Origin of the sequence: Novosphingobium sp. (assembly GCF_027489515.1) — a bacterium.
Lineage (GTDB): Bacteria > Pseudomonadota > Alphaproteobacteria > Sphingomonadales > Sphingomonadaceae > Novosphingobium.
In genome coordinates this window covers 18,275-34,878 of sequence record NZ_JAIXZS010000108.1, presented here as the reverse complement: position 1 = coordinate 34,878, position 16,604 = coordinate 18,275, and the positions used below count along the sequence as shown (strand labels likewise).

The following is a 16,604-nucleotide window of genomic DNA, read 5'->3' as shown; positions in this document are numbered from 1 at the left end:
GGCGTGATGTACGGCAATCCGGAGACGACGACGGGCGGCAACGCGCTCAAGTTCTACGCCTCGGTCCGCCTCGATATCCGTCGCACCGGCCAGATCAAGGACCGCGACGATATCGTCGGTAATGCCACCCGCGTGAAGGTCGTCAAGAACAAGGTCGCCCCGCCGTTCAAGCAGGTCGAGTTCGACATCATGTACGGCGAGGGCATCTCGAAGATCGGCGAGATTCTCGATCTCGGCGTCAAGGCCGGGCTGGTCGAGAAGTCGGGCGCGTGGTTCAGCTATGATTCGATCCGGATCGGGCAGGGCCGCGAGAACGCCAAGAACTACCTGCGCGAAAATCGCGAACTTTGCGACAAGTTGGAAGCTGCGATCCGCGGCCAGACCGACAAGGTCGCCGAAGGGCTGATGGTGGGTCCGGACGCGGACGACGACATCTGACCCTTCAGGCGGCGGGGGCTTCCCCCATTCCCCCGCACCCCGCCGCCAGTCCAAAGACCGGCGCGTTCCCCGGAAGGAACGCGCCGGTTTCTTTTCCGGGCGAGGGACTCTCGGCGCAAGGCACCGTTCCAGCTGGTCATGGTCAGCCAGCTGGCATCAGACGCTTTCGCACTCCGGAGAAAACACCTAGCGTGGTACCAACCACGGGCGCTCGTCCGGCCCCTCGGAAAGGAAACCTGATGTCGATCATCCTCCATCACCTCAACAACAGCCGTTCGCAGCGCATCCTCTGGCTGCTTGAGGAGCTGGGCGTTTCTTACGAGCTCAAGATCTACCAGCGCGATGCCGTCACCAATCTTGCGCCCGCCGAACTCAAGGCGGTCCATCCACTCGGCAAGTCGCCGCTGCTCGAGGTCGATGGCCGCGTGATCGAGGAGTCCGGTGCGATCGTGCAGTATCTGTGCGAGACGCACGGTGCGGGCAAATGGCTTCCCGCGCCGGGCACCGACGACGCGCTGCGGCACAACGAGCTTATGCACTTTGCCGAGGGCTCGGCCATGACGCCGATCCTGCTCAACCTGTACGTCTCGCGCCTCGGTGAGGCCGGCGCGCCGCTGCACGAGCGGATCCATGAGCAGCTCGCCGCCCACTTCGGCTATCTTGAGCAGATCCTGCGTCCGTCCGGCCATTTCATCGGTGATGACTGGACCGGTGCGGACGTCATGCTGAGTTTTCCTGCCGAAGTCGTGGTGATGCAGGGCATGAGCGCGACCTTTCCCAAACTCGCTGCTTTCGTGGGTGCGATCCATGCGCGTCCGGCTTGGCAGGCCGCGCGCGCCAAGGGCGGCCCCTATTTCGCAACCTGACCGGAATTGCCGCAATAACGCTTGCCGGGACGGGCACCGAGGCATAGCCTTCGGGGCATGACGGGTGCGCAAGAGTGGCAGGGCCGGGTCGGCCAGAACTGGGCGGCAGAGTGGGAGCGGACTGACCGCAGCTTTGCCGCGCTTACGCCTTATCTGCTTGAAGCCATTGCGGCCGAGCCTGGAGAGCGGGTCATCGATGTGGGCTGCGGGGCGGGCGAACTGTCGCTTGCTATCGCGGCGGCACGTCCCGGTGCACAAGTCACCGGCATCGATATCTCCGGGGAGCTGGTCGAGGCAGCGCGGAGCCGCGCAGCAGGTCTTGCCAATCTTGCCTTCACAGTTGCTGATGCGTCGGCGTGGGAGGCTGGCGGCGTTGCTCCTGATTTGTACATCTCGCGCCACGGGGTGATGTTCTTCACCGATCCGCCCGCGACGTTCGCCCATCTCTCCGCCAAGGCCGCGCCGGGCGCGCGCATGGTGTTCTCCTGCTTCCGGGCCGCAGCGGAGAATCCCTGGGCGATGGACATTGCGCGCCTGCTGCCGCCGGCAAAGCCCGTCCCAGCGAGCGAGTTTGCGCCCGGTCCCTTTGCTTTCGCCGATCCCGATCATGTGCGGCGCTGTCTCAAAGGCTGGCGCGACATTGCGTTCAAGCCGCTCGATTTCGCCTATGTGGCTGGATCAGGCACGAATCCCGTCGCCGATGCGCTTTCGTTCTTCAGCCGGATCGGCCCTGCCGCGGCCGCAATTCGCACTCTGCCCGATCAGGCCCGCGCAGCCTTCGAGCGGGGCCTGCTTGAACTCGTCCAGTCGCGCCATGTCGGCGGTCGGGTCTGTTTCCCGGGGGCTGCGTGGCTGGTGACGGCGACCGCCGACAACCGCTGACCCCCTCCATCATGGGGACAAGCACACCGGGATAGCTGAAACGTGCTTGTTCCGCGCCGAACGCTCGCCTAATCGGCTTTCCATGACTTCGACCAACGAAATCCGCCGGTCCTTCCTCGACTACTTCGGTGCTGCCGGGCATGAGATCGTGCCGTCCGCGCCGCTGGTGCCGTTCAACGACCCGACTCTCATGTTCACCAATGCGGGCATGGTTCCGTTCAAGAACGTGTTCACGGGTCTCGAAACGCGCGCGACCAAGCGGGCGACCTCCTCGCAGAAGTGCGTGCGGGCAGGCGGTAAGCACAACGATCTCGACAACGTGGGCTATACCGCTCGGCATCACACGTTCTTCGAGATGCTGGGCAATTTCTCCTTCGGCGACTACTTTAAGGAACAGGCGATCACCCACGCCTGGACCCTGCTGACGCGCGAGTGGGGGCTGCCCAAGGACAAGCTGCTCGTCACGGTCTATCACACCGACGACGAGGCGTTCGGCCTGTGGAAGAAGATCGCCGGGCTTTCCGATGACCGGATCATTCGCATTCCGACGTCTGACAACTTCTGGTCGATGGGCGATACGGGCCCGTGCGGGCCGTGCTCGGAGATCTTCTACGACCACGGGGATCATATCTTCGGCGGACCTCCGGGATCACCGGACGAGGATGGCGACCGCTTTATCGAGATATGGAACCTCGTGTTCATGCAGTTCGAGCAGGCCGCCGATGGTACCCGTTCGAATCTGCCGAGCCCGAGCATCGATACCGGCATGGGCATCGAGCGCGTGGCAGCGGTGCTGCAGGGCCAGCACGACAACTATGACACTGACACCTTCCGCGCGCTGATCGCTGCCTCGGAGAGCCTGACCGGCACCAAGGCCGAGGGCGATGGCCGCGCAAGCCACCGCGTCATCGCCGACCACTTGCGCTCCTCGAGCTTCCTGCTGGCGGACGGGGTGCTGCCTTCGAACGAAGGGCGCGGCTATGTGCTGCGGCGGATCATGCGCCGCGCGATGCGCCATGCGCACCTGCTTGGTGCGAAAGAGCCGCTGATGCACCGGCTGGTGGGCTCGCTTGTCACCGAGATGGGGCAAGCCTTCCCCGAACTCGGACGCGCACGACCGTTGGTCGAAGAGACGCTGCTGCGCGAGGAAGTGCAGTTCCGCCGCACGCTGGCCAACGGGCTCAAGCTGCTCGATGAGGAAGCGGGTGATCTGGGCGAGGGCGACAGCCTGCCCGGCACGACCGCGTTCAAGCTCTACGACACTTATGGCTTCCCCTATGACCTGACCGAGGACGCACTGAGGGCGCGGGGCATCTCCGTCGACCGCGCCGGCTTCGAGGCGGCGATGGCGCAGCAGAAGGCGGCCGCGCGCGCGGCGTGGAAGGGCTCCGGCCAGACCGCCGACAGCGAAGTGTGGTTCGACATCGCGGAACGCGAGGGCGCGACCGAGTTCACCGGCTATACCGCCAATATCGGCGAGGGCGTCGTCGTCGCGCTGGTCAGGGACGGCAAGGAAGTGACCGAGGCCCATGCGGGCGAAGCCGTGACCGTGCTGACCAACCAGACACCGTTCTATGGTGAAAGCGGCGGCCAGATGGGCGACGCCGGCACGATCAGCACGGTTGAGGGCCTGCGCATTGCCGTGAGCGACACGGCCAAGCCGCTTGGGCGGCTGCACGCGCATATCGGCACGGTTGAGGCCGGTTCGGTCAAGGTGGGCGATGCCGTTCAGCTTGCGATCGATGTGGCGCGGCGTGATGCCACGCGCGCGAACCATTCGGCGACGCACTTGTTGCACCAGGCACTGCGCAACCGGCTGGGCGCGCATGTCACGCAGAAGGGCTCGATGGTTTCGGCTGATCGCCTTCGCTTCGACTTCTCGCAGCCGACCGCGCTGACGCCTGAGGACATCGCGGCGATCGAAGCCGAAGTGAACGCCGAAATTCGCGCCAATGCTCCGGTAACAACGCGATTGATGACGCCGGAGGACGCGATTGCCGCGGGTGCGATGGCGCTGTTCGGCGAAAAGTACGGCGATGAAGTGCGCGTGCTGAGCATGGGCACCGGGAACGGTGCGCCCTATTCGGTGGAACTGTGCGGCGGCACCCATGTGCGCGCGCTGGGCGATATCGGCGTGCTGCGGATCGTGAGCGAAGGCTCGGTGTCGTCAGGCGTGCGGCGCATCGAGGCGCTGACAGGCGAGGACGCGCGGGCGTGGCTGGTGAGCCGCGAGGAAGCGCTGAAGCGCGCGGCGGGTCTGCTGCGCACGACGCCGGATGATGTGGAAACCCGCGTTGGCGCGCTGCTTGAAGAGCGGCGTAAGCTGGAGCGCGAACTTGCGGAGGCCAAAAAGGCCCTCGCGCTGGGCGGCGGCGGCGCCAAGGCTGAGAATGCGGACGAGAAGGTGGGTGATGTTACCTTCTCGGGCCAGGTGCTCGAAGGGCTCGATCCCAAGGAGCTGCGCGGGCTGCTGGATCAGGCCAAGACCCGCATGGGTTCGGGCGTGGCGGTGATCGTGGCGGTCAACGAGGGCAAGGCTAGCATCGCCGCGGCGGTGACGGAGGATCTCGTAGGCAAGGTCAGCGCGGTCGATCTGGTGCGCGCCGGCGTCGATGCGCTGGGCGGCAAGGGCGGCGGCGGACGACCCGACATGGCCCAGGGCGGCGGTCCGGACGGCAGCAAGGCGGCCGAGGCGATTGCGGCGGTGAAGGCTGTCATTACGCTCTAACGGTCCCGCAGCCCCGCTGCCTTGAGGCGCGGCTTCTGCTCGAGCCCGCCGCCTTGCATGATCGCCTCGCGCAGTTCGTCGCGCATTTCGTGGATCGAGGCGATCACGGGGCCCATGGGCACACCCATGTCGACGAGCACGGCTTCGGAAAGCTGGAGTGAGCTTTCAAGCGTTTCGGGCACGGCGTCGCTGGCGCCGGCACGATAGAGTTCGGCGGCGTGATCGGCATCGCGGGCGCGCACGATGATGGGCAGATCGGGGTGTGCGGCACGGATGCGGCGGACCGTGCGGCTGACAAGGACCGGCTCGTCCATCGTGATGATGACCGCGCGTGCGGATTCGAGATGGAGCTTCTCGAGAAGGGCCGCATTTGCGACATTCCCGTAGATCACTGGATCGCCCGCAATACGGGCCTGCGAGACGAGCGCCGGATCGGCATCGAGCGCGAGCCATGGAACTTCGTGCCGGGCGAGCATAGCGCCGACGAGGCGGCCAACGCGGCCATAGCCGAAGACGAGCGCCTGGCCGGTGGCGTCGCTGGGGGCGGTTGCGGCCGGGGTATCGCCGGGGCGATCAACGGCCCTGGCGATTCTGCGGCCGACCATCGCAAGCAGCGGCGTGAGCGTAAGGCCGAGCGCTGTAACGATCTGCCAGAATTGGGCGTTCTCGTGGCTCACCAGCCCTGCGGCTGCGGCGGCCGTCAGGACGATGAGGGTCGTCTCGGACGGCGCCGCGAGGAGGAGGCCGACTTCGGCAGCAACCCCCCGGCTCGCCCCGCCAATACGCAGCAACAGCGCCGTGACGAGCGCCTTGGCGGCCAGCACGGCGGCGACGCCGAGCGCGATCTGGCCGAGCTGGCGCCAGATCTCTTCCACATCAATGCTCATGCCGACAGTGATCAGGAACACGCCGAGCGCGAGGCCCTTGAACGGTGCGGTGAGCGCTTCGACTTCGCGCGAGTAGTCGGTTTCGGCGATGAGGAGGCCGGCAAGCAGCGCACCCATGATCGGGGACAGGCCGGCGCCGGCAGTGGCGAGTGCAGCGGCGATCACCACGAGGAGGCTGAAAGCGAGGAAGAGTTCGGGGCTCTTGGTGCGCGCCGCGCTGGCGAATAGGCGGGGCAGGAGGAAGCGGCCAAGCGTGAGCATGACCGTGACAATGATCGCACCGCGCCAAAGTGTCGCGAAGAGCGCGGCACCGCTCTCGCCTCCCGGGCCGAAGGCGCCGAGGACGAAGATGATCGGGACGAGCGCGATATCCTCGAGCAACAGCATGGCCAGCGCGCGGCGGCCGACAGGCCCCTGCGTGCCGGTAATCGGCAAGACCAGCGCTGTGGAGGAGAGCGCGAGCGCAATGCCAAGCCCGGCGGCCGCGGGCACATCGTGGCGCATCGCGAGGAGCACGAGCGTGAGTAGGGCGGCAGAGAGGAGAAGTTTTGTCGCACCAAGGCCGAAGACCTGCGCGCGCATCTCCCACAAGCGGCCGAAGGACAGTTCGAGCCCGATCTCGAACAGCAGGAGGATCACGCCCAGTTCGGCGAACGGGGCAATCGCCTCGGGCCGGGTGATCGTGACAAAGTAGAGCGCGGGGATCTGATCGACGAGACGGCCGAGGCCGAACGGGCCGACCAGCACGCCGACAAGGATGAAGCCGATCACCGGTGTGATGCGCGCGCGGGCGAAGGCGGGAATGACGATGCCCGCTGCGCCGAGGACGACGAGCACGTCGCTCATCGATGTGTTGAATTCGAGATGTCCTGCCATGTCCGGCCATTCTAGCCGGGCGGACGGCGTTGTCATGGAATAAGGTGCCATTGCCGCAGCGGAAAGGGCCGGTTAGGCTTTGCCCTTAATCGGGCATCCACGGGGGGCACATGATGGCGATAAGGGCTTGGCGCAGGGGAATTGGTCTGGGGCTCGCGGGATGTGTGGGCCTTTCGGGGCTGCCGGCCATGGCCGAGGGCGGCGCGGCGCCAGTGAAGCACGCCATTACGGTCGATGACGTGCTCGCCATGCGTTCGCTTTCGGGCCTGACTTGCGCGCCGGACGGGCGGCAAGCGGTCTATGTGGTCAACGAGGCCGACATGAAGGCGGACAAGCGGCGAAAGGCGCTGTGGCTGGTGGATATCGCGGCGGGCAAGGGCGGCACGGCGCCGCTGCAGCTGACGAGCGGCGAGGACAGCGCGAGCGCGCCCGCGTTCAGCCCTGATGGCCGGACGATCGCCTTCCTGTCGAAGCGAGGCAAGGACAAGCAGGCCCAGGTCTGGCTGCTTGACCGCCGCGGCGGCGAGGCCAGCAAGCTCACCGATGTGAAGGGCTCGATTGCCGATTTCCGCTGGTCACCGGATTCGAAGTCCCTGCTACTGCTGATTACCGATCCTGCGCCCGAGCCGCCCAAGGACGACCCGGAGCGGCCGCTGCCAGTGGTGGTCGATGACGTGAAGTTCAAGGAAGACGGGACCGGCTTCATCACCGCGACGGACCATGCGCATCTGGCGTTGTTCGATCTGGCAACCAAGGCCGAGACGCGGCTGACAGCTTCGGATTCGTTCGATGTGACCACCGCCGAATGGTCCCCGGACGGCAAGACCATCGCTTATCTCGCCAACCATGCGCTCGACAGCGCCGCACCGGCAACGCAGTGGCTGACGGTGGTGGAGGCAAAGCCGGGCGCCTTGCCGCGCCTCGTAGCCAAGGTGCCTTCGGCATCGGGACAATCGCTGATCTGGTCGGCCGACGGGACGAAGATCACCCATCTCATTGGCAATGAGGCCAAGCTCAACCAATACAACCAGCCGCATCTCGCCCAGACCGATGTGGCAAGCGGGCAGACGAGGACGGTTGCTTCAACCGGCGATATCTATGTGCAGCGGCTGGTTGACCTTGGCGGCGGACGGGTCGGCGCGATCCTTGCTGAAGACCGGCGAGAAGTTCCGGCCGTGATTGATCCCGCCTCGGGGGCGATCCAGCGGCTGGGCGATGGCAAACTTGCCGTGGCAGACCAGTGCGCCAGCAAGGATCCCAAGGCGCCGCGCGCGGTGATTGCCAGCGGCGATGCGGTGATGCCCGAAGTCTATGCGCTTGAAGGCACTGCAATGCGGGCGCTCACGGCGCACAACCGCGCCTTGAACAGCATGATAGCCTGGTCGCCGGTGCGCGATTTTGCCGCGAAGACGACCGATGGCAGCGAAGTCCACGGCCTGCTCACGCTTCCGGCGGGCTATGTCGAGGGGCAGCGCTATCCTACGGTGCTGTGGATCCACGGCGGGCCGACCGCGCAGGATTCGCACGAGATCGATCCGTTCCGCCAATGGTTTGCAGCACAAAGTTATGCTGTGCTCGCGGTCAACTATCGCGGCAGTTCGGGGCGGGGCGATGTCTATGGCACCACGATTGCGGCCGATTGGGGTAACAAGGAAGTGCTCGACCTCCATGCTGCGACCGACTGGGCCGTGGCGCAGGGCGTGGCCGATCCGGCGCGCCTGATGGTCGGTGGCTGGAGCTACGGCGGCATCCTCACCGATTTCCTGATCGTGCGCGACAACCGCTTCAAGGCTGCATTCAGCGGGGCGGGCGAGGGCAACATCTTCGCGCTGTTCGGGGTCGACCAGTATGTCCAGCAGTACGCGCAGGAACTGGGCGGGCCGTGGCAGGATACGGCGCTGTGGCTGCGGCTTTCGGAGCCGCTGCTTCACGCCGACCGAATCAAGACCCCGACGATGTTCATGGGCGGGATTGCCGATGACAACGTGCCGCTGATCGGCGGACAGCAACTCTATCAGGCGCTCAAGATCACAGGCGTGCCGACGCGGCTGATCGGCTATCCGGACGAAAACCACGGCATCGCCCGGCCGAGCTTCCAGCGCGATCGGCTCGAGCGGATTGTCGACTGGTACAAGCAGCATCTGAAGTAAGGCCAGCAAGCCTATGGCCCATATCGCTTCCATCGTTGCCGAGATCGCCGATGAGATGCGCGCCGCCACCGAGCGGGGCCGCGTTGCGGACTATATCCCGCCGCTGGCGCGTATCTCGCCGGACCGGTTCGGGATGGCAGTGGTGCTGGCCGACGGCTCGGTGCATCTCGGCGGGGATGCGGAGGAGCCGTTCTCGATCCAGTCGGTTTCCAAGGTCTTTTCGTTGACCCTGGCGCTGGGCATGGTGGGTGACGCGCTATGGCAGCGGGTCGGGCGCGAGCCTTCGGGCAGCGCCTTCAACTCGATCGTGCAACTCGAGACCGAGCAGGGCATTCCCCGCAATCCGTTCATCAACGCGGGTGCCATCGTAGTGGCCGATGTGCTTTTGGCGGGCGGGACGCCGGCTGAGGCCATCGCGGGCGTACTGCGTTTTGTGCGCGCGCTGGCAGGCGACGAGGCGATCACGATCGATGCGGCGGTCGCGGCGGCGGAGCTGGCGACCGGCTATCGCAACATGGCGCTCGCCAACTACATGCGTGCCTTCGCGAACCTGCAGCACCCGGTGGAGCAGGCGCTCGGTGTCTATTTCCACCAGTGCGCGCTTGCCATGAGCTGCCGGCAGCTGGCCATGGCAGGGCGTTTTCTTGCGCATGACGGGCGCGATCCGGCGACGGGGCGCTGCATCGTGACGCCGCAGCGCGCACGGCGGATCAACGCGCTGATGATGCTGTGCGGGCACTATGACAATTCGGGCGAGTTTGCCTTCCGCGTCGGCCTGCCTGGCAAATCAGGCGTGGGCGGCGGCATTCTTGCGGTCGTGCCGGGGACGGCGAGCATCGCGGTGTGGTCGCCCGGGCTCAACGCGAAGGGGAATTCGCAGCTCGGCGCATTGGCGCTTGAGCGGCTGGCGGCGGCCACCGGATGGTCGGTTTTCGAGGCCTGCCGAAGCTAATTCGGGGAATAGCACCAAGGCGGGACTCGTATTCCGCAGGGGCTCGCCTTATTTCCCGCTCCCACTGGAGGATTTCATGGCTACCACGCACAAAACCCGCATGCTGATCATCGGTTCCGGCCCGGCCGGGCTTTCCGCCGCCATCTATGGCGCACGTGCGGGGATGGAGCCGATCGTTGTGCAAGGCCTCCAGCCCGGCGGACAGCTCACGATCACCACCGATGTCGAGAACTATCCCGGCTTTCGCGACGTGATCCAGGGCCCGTGGCTGATGCAGGAGATGCAGGCGCAGGCCGAACATGTCGGCACGCGAATGCTGTGGGACACCATCACCGAAGTGAGCCTCGATGGCCCCCCGTTCCGTGCGCATGGCGACAGCGGCGATGTCTATGAAGGCGATGTGCTGGTGATTGCGACGGGTGCGCAGGCACGTTGGCTGGGCGTGCCGGGCGAGCAGGAGTTCGGCGGCAAGGGCGTGTCGGCTTGCGCTACGTGCGACGGGTTCTTCTATCGCGGCAAGAAGGTGGTAGTCATTGGTGGCGGCAACACCGCGGTCGAGGAAGCGCTTTACCTTACCAATCATTCGCCTGAAGTGACGCTGATCCACCGCCGCGACAGCCTTCGCGCCGAGAAGATCCTCCAGGACCGCCTGATGAGCAATCCGCGCATCAAGGTGTTGTGGAACAAGGCAGTAACGCGCTTCACCGGCGCGGCAGGCGGCGTCCTCGAAGCGGTGGAACTTCTCGATACGGTGACGGGTGAGGCGTCATCGCTCGCGACAGATGGCGCGTTCGTGGCGATCGGCCATGCGCCAGCAACCGAGCTGTTCAAGGGCAAGCTGGAGCTCGACGAGAGCGGCTATATCGTCGTGCAGCCGGGCACCCCCAAGACAGCGATTCCGGGCGTTTTTGCTTGCGGCGACGTAATGGACCACACCTATCGCCAGGCCGTGACTGCGGCGGGAACCGGCTGCATGGCGGCGCTCGATGCCGAGCGTTTCCTCGCCGAACATGCCTTTGCCGCGGCGCAGGCCGTGGCGGCGGAGTAGCGCTAAAGCACGCGCACCACTTCCAGCAGCCGCTCACATAGCCAGTCCTGGGCGTCTTCGCCGGCGAAGCTGTGGCCGCTGCTGGCATGGTGGCGGATGCGTGGGTCGTCCTTGCTCCATACGGCTTCGAACATCTGGGCGGTGCGGTCGCCGGTGGCGAGGAGGATCGTGACCGGGCCGGAGAAGCGCGCCAGACTGGTCGCCAACGTGTCGACCAGCGAGGATTTGACCGGGGCGGAGGCAGCTTGCCTGAGGCCGCGTCCGAGTTTGGCAAGATTCACGCCGCCGGTGAGGAGCCGGAAGACTTCGCGCGGATTGGCAAGCTTTGCGAGGTAGCGCCGGCGCAACGCTGCGGGTGGAGCTGCATCGGCTTCTTCGGTTTCCAGCGTCCACGGATTGGCGAGGACGAGTCCGTCGAACCCGATCTCCGAGCCGTGGAGCATCAGCGCGGCGGCGGCGTCACAGTTGCCAAATGCGATCACGCGGCGAAGGGTCGGCACAGCCGCGCGGAAGGCGGCGAGCGCGGCGGTGATGTCTTCGCGGGTGTGCTGGAAGCCCGGATCGGTGCCCTCGCTCTCGCCCACACCGCGGCGGTCGTAGCGGAAGACGGGGACGCCGGCGGCGGCCAGACGGACGGCGATCCTGGCCTGTCCGCCCCAGCTGCCTGAACGGATCTCCCGCCCGCCCGAGACGAGCAGCACGCCCGTGGAGCCGGTGGCGGCTTCCATGTCGAGCGTACCAACAAGCGTGTCAGGGCCGCAGGGGAAGGTAAGGTGACAGCGCATCATCCACCCTCATCCAGCGCGATGATCCGGGCGAGATTGGCCGATTGGGCGGAATCTTCGCCCGGCTCGCTGCGGAGCCACAAGGCACTGCCGCCAAGGGCCGCCTGCCGGAGGACCACTTGCCCCTCATCCTGCGGCACGGCGGCGTCCAGCCCGGCCACTAGCGCGGCCGAGAGCTGGTAGCCGGCCAGTTCGAGGCCATGGTTGCGGCCGTGTTCGAGGAGGTCCGCGCTGTTCTCCTCGCGTCCGGCTTCCTTGGCGGAGAGCACACGGGCGCGCAGGAGCTGGCGCAGGATCGCGCCGCCCTTCTGCGGTTCGAGCACCCAGCCGGGCAGGCTGGTCGGGAAGACCAGCGCGCCGCCGCGCACGGCAAGCACATGCGTGGCGGCAAAGTGGCGAGCGGCAGCGGCCATGGCATCACGCCAGCTGCCGAGGCTCTGCGCGGAGAAGGCCTGCAGGCTTTCGTTGCAGCCGGGCAAATCAGGGAGCATCGAATCAACGCCGAGCACATCCAGCTGGCGCTGGGTTTCGACGAGCATGCGCCGCGTGCGGTTCATCTCCTCGAAAAGCGGCGACACGATCAGCAGGCGGAAGGTGCGCGCTCGGTCGAACACCACCGCATGTTCCTCGACCATGCCGGTCGGGCCGGGGCAGGGCCAGATCGCCGGCATGCAGGCTGGCTCAGGCCTCGCCGCGCTTGGCGCGAATGAAAGTGAGGAGATCGCCGTAGGTTGCGAGCATCTCGCCATCTATGTCGTCATCTTCGAGCACGATGTCGAAACGGTCTTCGATCTCGGTCAGGAGCCCGGCGACGGCCATTGAATCGAGTTCGGGAAGCGCACCGAACAGGCCACTTTCGGCCGTCAGCGCCGCAGCGCGCGCCGGACCGAGGCCGAGCACGTCGTTCAGCAGGCTGCGCAGGTCGATGTCGGTCTGGTCGGTCGAGGTCACGGATAAGGCCTTGTGATAAAAGGGGTTGTACGCGCCTTAGCTAGCGGCTTGCGGCGAGACAAGCGCGGGTTGGCCGCGCGGACGGTGCAACCGGCGCTTGACCGCACTGGCGGCGAGCCGGGCGAGCGCAGGCCAGTGGCCGACAGCTGCCGGACGATAGAACTGCAGCGCAAAGCGCGGGCGCTGTGCCTCCATCCAGTCGCGCTTGTAAGGATCATCGCCGGTGCCGAAATCGACCGTGTGGACGTGGTCCTCGTCGATCACATGACGGAAGAGCGCGGCAGTCAGCAGCGTGCCGGGCGAGTGGGCCCGGTGGGCTTCATCGTGCGCGAGTTTGTGAATCCAGGCCGTGCCACCCTCGACGGTCCAGAACTGAGCGGCGACGGGCTCGCCCTCGATCTCGGCGATACCCATGCGCAAAGCGCCGGCTGCGCCTTCGGCTTCAGCAAACGCGCGCAGGAACGCGGGGTTGCCTTCCTCGGGCTTCCAGCTCTTTGCGTAGATCGCCTCGTAAGCTGCCCAATCGTCTGCATTAAATGTCGTCTCAATTCGAAGAGACACCCTGCCGCGGGCGGTCTTGCGGCGAACGGTTTCGCGGAGTTGTCCGGGGCGGCCTGCCCAGTACTCAGCAAAGCTGCGCCCCCCAAGCTCCAGGATGTGGTTGGTGTCACAGGGCTCGGCGATGCCGATCCAGCCAGCGGTGCGCATGGCCGAGGCAAGGGCGCCAGCCTCGGCTTCGGGCATGGGTGCAAGCGCAATCGCGCCGATCGGGGCAAGGCTGCGAGCGAGGCCTTCGAGAAGCATCGGGGCCTTGGCGCGATCGTTCAACAGCGGGCGCACGAAGAAGCTGTACCAGGTGCCGAGCGGGCCGGCGCCTTCAGGTCCCTCGCGGAACGGCAGAACTGCAAGGGCATCGCCATCGCGCGCGATCGCGAGCTTGCAGGGCGTGCCGGGAAGGCAATGCTCTGCGAGCAGCGCAAGCCAGTCCAGCCGGTCGAACGGCGCACTGACGGGCGAGCGGCCGAGCAGCGCAGCGAGCGCCGGGTCGGCTTGCGCTTCCCGCAAATCAGCGTGATAGACCGTCACACCCACTTGTTCGTTCCTGACCTTGCCTTCGAGAGATCTGCTTGCCCGCCGCGCCCGATCCGACTGTTCATCCGCTCGACCACCTCGCGCTGCGAGGGCGGCCGGAAGCGGCAGCGCTCATCTTCAAGGATCGCACGCTAAGCTATGAGGCGTTAAATCGGCGTTTAGGACAGCTTGCCGCGTGGCTTGCGCGCGAGGTGTCGGAGCCGGGCGCGCGAGTGGCGACCTGGCTGCCCAAGAGCGAACTCGCCTGCCTGATGCCGCTGGCGGCGGTGCGCGCCGGGCTGGTGCATGTGCCGGTGAACCCGCTGCTCAAACGCGCGCAGGTCGCGCACATTCTGGCTGACAGCGGCGCGCGACTGCTGATCGCGAACGCTGGGCGGGTTGCGACGTTGGAGCCGGGCGATCTGGCAGAGGCGGCAGCGCTGGAGGAGAGCGCGGTCTGGGCAGCAGCAGAAGGCCTTGCGCCGCTGGGACCTTCGGAGGCTGCGCCAGATGCCTTGGCGGCAATCCTTTACACCAGCGGTTCAACCGGGCGGCCCAAGGGTGTGATGCTGAGCCACGCCAACCTCTGGCTCGGCGCGGTGAGCGTGGCGCACTATCTGGGCGTGGGTGTGGACGACCGCGTGCTGGCGGTGCTGCCGCTGGCGTTCGATTATGGGCAGAACCAGCTGCTTTCGACCTGGTATGCCGGCGGCGCCGTGGTGCCGCTCGACTACCTGATGGCGCGCGACGTGATCAAGGCGGTGGAGCGCCATGACATCACCACGATTGCCGCAGTGCCGCCTCTGTGGCTGCAGCTGACCGAACTCGATTGGCCCGAGGCGGTCGCAGCGAAGCTCAGGCGGCTGACCAATAGCGGCGGCGCGCTGACCGAGCCGCTGGTGCGTGCGCTGCGGGCGCGGTTTCCCGGCGCGCGTCTCTTTCCGATGTACGGGCTGACCGAGGCCTTCCGCTCGACCTATCTTGATCCCGCGCTGGTCGATGCGCACCCCACTTCGATCGGCACGGCCATCCCGTTTGCCGAGGTCATGGTGGTGGCGGACGACGGACGCGTGGCCGGGCCAAATGAGGAGGGCGAACTGGTCCACGCCGGTCCGCTCGTGGCGCAAGGGTACTGGCGCGATGCCGAGCGGACGGCGGAGCGGTTCAAGCCGGCGCCGGCGTTCTCGCGGATGGGCGGGATGGCGGTCTGGTCCGGCGACCGGGTGCGGCGCGATGAAGCGGGACTGCTGCACTTTGCCGGGCGGCGCGATGCGATGATCAAGACATCCGGCAACCGGGTGAGCCCGCAGGAAGTTGAGGATGCCGCCATCGCGACCGGGCTGGTTGCCGAGGCTGTGGCGCTCGGGATACCCGATTCGTCGCTGGGGCAGGCGATCCATCTGGTGGCGAGGGCGAAGGGTGATGCTGCCGCTGCCGAGGCAGCGCTCCCGGCTGCGCTGGCACGCGAGCTTCCGGGCTTCATGGTGCCGCGCGTGATCCATTGGCGCGAAGACATGCCGCTCAGCCCCAATGGCAAGCTCGACCGCACCGGTCTTTACTTGGAATTATCGGCCGCCGTGGCAGGGGGCTGATCGATGAAGCCGCTTGGCCCCATTCCGCCCGGATTTGCCGCGATCGATGGCGAGCTTGCCATCGGCGGGTACACGGCGTCCGCACTGGCAGCCGAGGCGGGCACGCCGCTGTTCGTCTACGACGGCGCCTTGATCACCGCCCGGGTGGCAGCGCTGCGCGCGGCGCTGCCGGAGCGGCTGGGGCTGCACTATGCGATGAAGGCCAATCCCTTCGCACCGCTGCTGCGCCATATGGCAAGGCTGGTGGACGGTTTCGACATCGCTTCGGGCGGAGAGCTCGAGATGGCCGAGGCTGCTGGCGTGCCGGCGGAGCGGATCAGCTTTGCGGGGCCCGGCAAGCGCGATGCCGATCTCGAGGCAGCGATCGCGCGCGGGGTAACACTCAACCTTGAATCCGCTCGAGAGGCGGAGCGGGCGCTGGCCATCGGCGAGCAGCTGGGCAAGCCGCCAAGGCTGGCGATCCGGGTCAATCCCGATTTCGATCTCAAGGGATCGGGGATGAAGATGGGCGGCGGGGCCAAGCCCTTTGGTGTCGATGCAGCCTTGGTGCCTGGGCTGGTGCGGCGGATCATGGCTTCAGGTGCCGAGTGGCGGGGCCTCCACATCTATGCCGGGAGCCAGACGCTCGATGCTGCCGCGATCGCTGAAATGCAGGCCGCAACGCTGGCACTCGCCGCGCGGCTGGCAGAGGAAAGCCGGGCGGTGCTGCCGGCCTGCAATCTCGGCGGCGGCTTTGGCATTCCCTACTTTCCGGGCGATGCGCCGCTTGATCTGGCTGCGGTCGGCGATGCGCTCGGCGCGCAGTTCTCCGCCCTGCCGGACGTGCTGGCAGATACCGCGTTCTGCATCGAGCTGGGCCGCTATCTCGTCGGCGAGGCCGGTGTGTATTTGACGCGGATCATCGACCGCAAGGAAAGCCACGGCGAAGTGTTTCTCGTTACCGATGGCGGGCTGCACCATCAGCTGGCGGCGAGTGGTAACTTCGGGACCGTAGTGCGCCGCAATTACCCGAGCGCGATTGCCACCCGGTTCGGTGCCCCGGTCGAGGAAGAGGCTAGCATCGTCGGCTGCCTCTGCACGCCGCTTGACCGCCTGGCGGACAAGGGCGGCTTTCCGCGTGCCGAAGAAGGTGATCTCGTCGCGGTTTTCTGTGCCGGAGCCTATGGGGCCAGTGCGAGCCCGGCTCACTTTCTCGGGCATGGTCCGGCGGCTGAACGGCTGGTTAACGCAAACCCCTGATTCTTAGGTATTAACCTTTACCCGAACCGCCGTCCCGTTACGGGACTTTGGCGGAAATGCGCTTGTGCGGGCGCCGCCATGCGCATCAGGACTAACGGTATCTTCACCCTTTTTGGCGATAGCCCGGAAGTCATGGGAG

The 16,604-nt window shown here is 66.4% G+C and carries 13 protein-coding genes and 1 pseudogene; 9 read left to right on the top strand and 5 right to left on the bottom strand.

Annotated elements, in window-relative coordinates; all coding sequences use genetic code 11:
• From Q0082_RS18910 to alaS, 4 genes and pseudogenes are all read left to right on the top strand, one after another.
• Positions 1–438, top strand: a pseudogene (locus tag Q0082_RS18910) (DNA recombination/repair protein RecA); the annotation flags it as partial.
• A 239-nt stretch (positions 439–677) separates the two neighbouring features.
• Positions 678–1,304, top strand: a complete 627-nt coding sequence (locus Q0082_RS18905) for a glutathione S-transferase family protein (RefSeq protein ID WP_298195156.1) — start codon at positions 678–680, stop codon at positions 1,302–1,304.
• A gap of 57 nt (positions 1,305–1,361) precedes the next feature.
• Entirely contained in the window at positions 1,362–2,186 is an 825-nt protein-coding gene (locus tag Q0082_RS18900) for a class I SAM-dependent methyltransferase (protein WP_298195155.1), read from the top strand.
• Positions 2,187–2,268: 82 nt separating this feature from the next.
• Positions 2,269–4,914, top strand: coding sequence for an alanine--tRNA ligase (gene alaS, locus Q0082_RS18895; protein WP_298195154.1), 2,646 nt, complete (start codon positions 2,269–2,271; stop codon positions 4,912–4,914).
• Here the strand turns inward: alaS and Q0082_RS18890 are convergent.
• Positions 4,911–6,677: a cation:proton antiporter gene (locus Q0082_RS18890; RefSeq protein ID WP_298195153.1), complete on the bottom strand. Its 1,767-nt coding sequence runs from the start codon at positions 6,675–6,677 to the stop codon at positions 4,911–4,913. The genes alaS and Q0082_RS18890 overlap by 4 nt on opposite strands.
• Positions 6,678–6,865: 188 nt before the next feature.
• Here Q0082_RS18890 and Q0082_RS18885 point away from each other — a divergent pair, with 188 nt between their 5' ends.
• The 3 genes from Q0082_RS18885 to trxB all read left to right on the top strand — a co-directional run bounded on the left by Q0082_RS18885 (position 6,866) and on the right by trxB (position 10,827).
• Complete coding sequence (locus Q0082_RS18885) at positions 6,866–8,827, top strand: S9 family peptidase (protein WP_298195152.1); 1,962 nt, start codon at positions 6,866–6,868, stop codon at positions 8,825–8,827.
• 13 nt (positions 8,828–8,840) lie between these two features.
• The gene (locus Q0082_RS18880) at positions 8,841–9,779 is read left to right on the top strand and encodes a glutaminase (RefSeq protein WP_298195151.1); all 939 of its coding nucleotides are present in this window, start codon (positions 8,841–8,843) and stop codon (positions 9,777–9,779) included.
• A gap of 76 nt (positions 9,780–9,855) precedes the next feature.
• The gene (gene trxB / locus Q0082_RS18875) at positions 9,856–10,827 is read left to right on the top strand and encodes a thioredoxin-disulfide reductase (RefSeq protein WP_298195150.1); all 972 of its coding nucleotides are present in this window, start codon (positions 9,856–9,858) and stop codon (positions 10,825–10,827) included.
• A gap of 2 nt (positions 10,828–10,829) precedes the next feature.
• Here the strand turns inward: trxB and Q0082_RS18870 are convergent, their stop codons facing one another.
• From Q0082_RS18870 to Q0082_RS18855, 4 genes are read right to left on the bottom strand one after another with little or no spacing between them, the layout of a single operon-like run.
• On the bottom strand, positions 10,830–11,615 hold the full coding sequence (locus Q0082_RS18870) for a hydrolase 1, exosortase A system-associated (protein WP_298195149.1): 786 nt from the start codon (positions 11,613–11,615) through the stop codon (positions 10,830–10,832).
• Positions 11,612–12,283, bottom strand: a complete 672-nt coding sequence (locus tag Q0082_RS18865; RefSeq protein WP_298195148.1) for a hypothetical protein — start codon at positions 12,281–12,283, stop codon at positions 11,612–11,614. Before Q0082_RS18865 ends, Q0082_RS18870 begins: the two co-directional genes overlap by 4 nt.
• A gap of 10 nt (positions 12,284–12,293) precedes the next feature.
• Positions 12,294–12,563 carry an acyl carrier protein gene (locus Q0082_RS18860; protein ID WP_298195147.1) on the bottom strand — a complete coding sequence of 90 codons (270 nt, stop codon included), beginning with the start codon at positions 12,561–12,563 and terminating at the stop codon, positions 12,294–12,296.
• A gap of 36 nt (positions 12,564–12,599) precedes the next feature.
• The gene (locus tag Q0082_RS18855; protein ID WP_298195146.1) at positions 12,600–13,655 is read right to left on the bottom strand and encodes a GNAT family N-acetyltransferase; all 1,056 of its coding nucleotides are present in this window, start codon (positions 13,653–13,655) and stop codon (positions 12,600–12,602) included.
• Between the two features lie 35 nt (positions 13,656–13,690).
• Between Q0082_RS18855 and Q0082_RS18850 the strand changes: the two genes are divergently transcribed.
• On the top strand, positions 13,691–15,226 hold the full coding sequence (locus Q0082_RS18850) for an acyl-CoA ligase (AMP-forming), exosortase A system-associated (protein ID WP_298195145.1): 1,536 nt from the start codon (positions 13,691–13,693) through the stop codon (positions 15,224–15,226).
• A 3-nt stretch (positions 15,227–15,229) separates the two neighbouring features.
• The gene (locus Q0082_RS18845; protein WP_298195144.1) at positions 15,230–16,465 is read left to right on the top strand and encodes a pyridoxal-dependent decarboxylase, exosortase A system-associated; all 1,236 of its coding nucleotides are present in this window, start codon (positions 15,230–15,232) and stop codon (positions 16,463–16,465) included.
• The last annotated feature ends 139 nt before the right edge of the window (positions 16,466–16,604 follow it).

What these genes read in the sequence shown, in the direction of transcription:
- Q0082_RS18905 (WP_298195156.1), top strand. Translation starts at nt 678, where the DNA reads ATGTCGATCATCCTCCATCACCTCAACAACAGCCGTTCGCAGCGCATC.
- Q0082_RS18900 (WP_298195155.1), top strand. Translation starts at nt 1,362, where the DNA reads ATGACGGGTGCGCAAGAGTGGCAGGGCCGGGTCGGCCAGAACTGGGCG.
- alaS (WP_298195154.1), top strand. Translation starts at nt 2,269, where the DNA reads ATGACTTCGACCAACGAAATCCGCCGGTCCTTCCTCGACTACTTCGGT.
- Q0082_RS18890 (WP_298195153.1), bottom strand. Translation starts at nt 6,677, where the DNA reads ATGGCAGGACATCTCGAATTCAACACATCGATGAGCGACGTGCTCGTC.
- Q0082_RS18885 (WP_298195152.1), top strand. Translation starts at nt 6,866, where the DNA reads ATGGCCGAGGGCGGCGCGGCGCCAGTGAAGCACGCCATTACGGTCGAT.
- Q0082_RS18880 (WP_298195151.1), top strand. Translation starts at nt 8,841, where the DNA reads ATGGCCCATATCGCTTCCATCGTTGCCGAGATCGCCGATGAGATGCGC.
- trxB (WP_298195150.1), top strand. Translation starts at nt 9,856, where the DNA reads ATGGCTACCACGCACAAAACCCGCATGCTGATCATCGGTTCCGGCCCG.
- Q0082_RS18870 (WP_298195149.1), bottom strand. Translation starts at nt 11,615, where the DNA reads ATGATGCGCTGTCACCTTACCTTCCCCTGCGGCCCTGACACGCTTGTT.
- Q0082_RS18865 (WP_298195148.1), bottom strand. Translation starts at nt 12,283, where the DNA reads ATGCCGGCGATCTGGCCCTGCCCCGGCCCGACCGGCATGGTCGAGGAA.
- Q0082_RS18845 (WP_298195144.1), top strand. Translation starts at nt 15,230, where the DNA reads ATGAAGCCGCTTGGCCCCATTCCGCCCGGATTTGCCGCGATCGATGGC.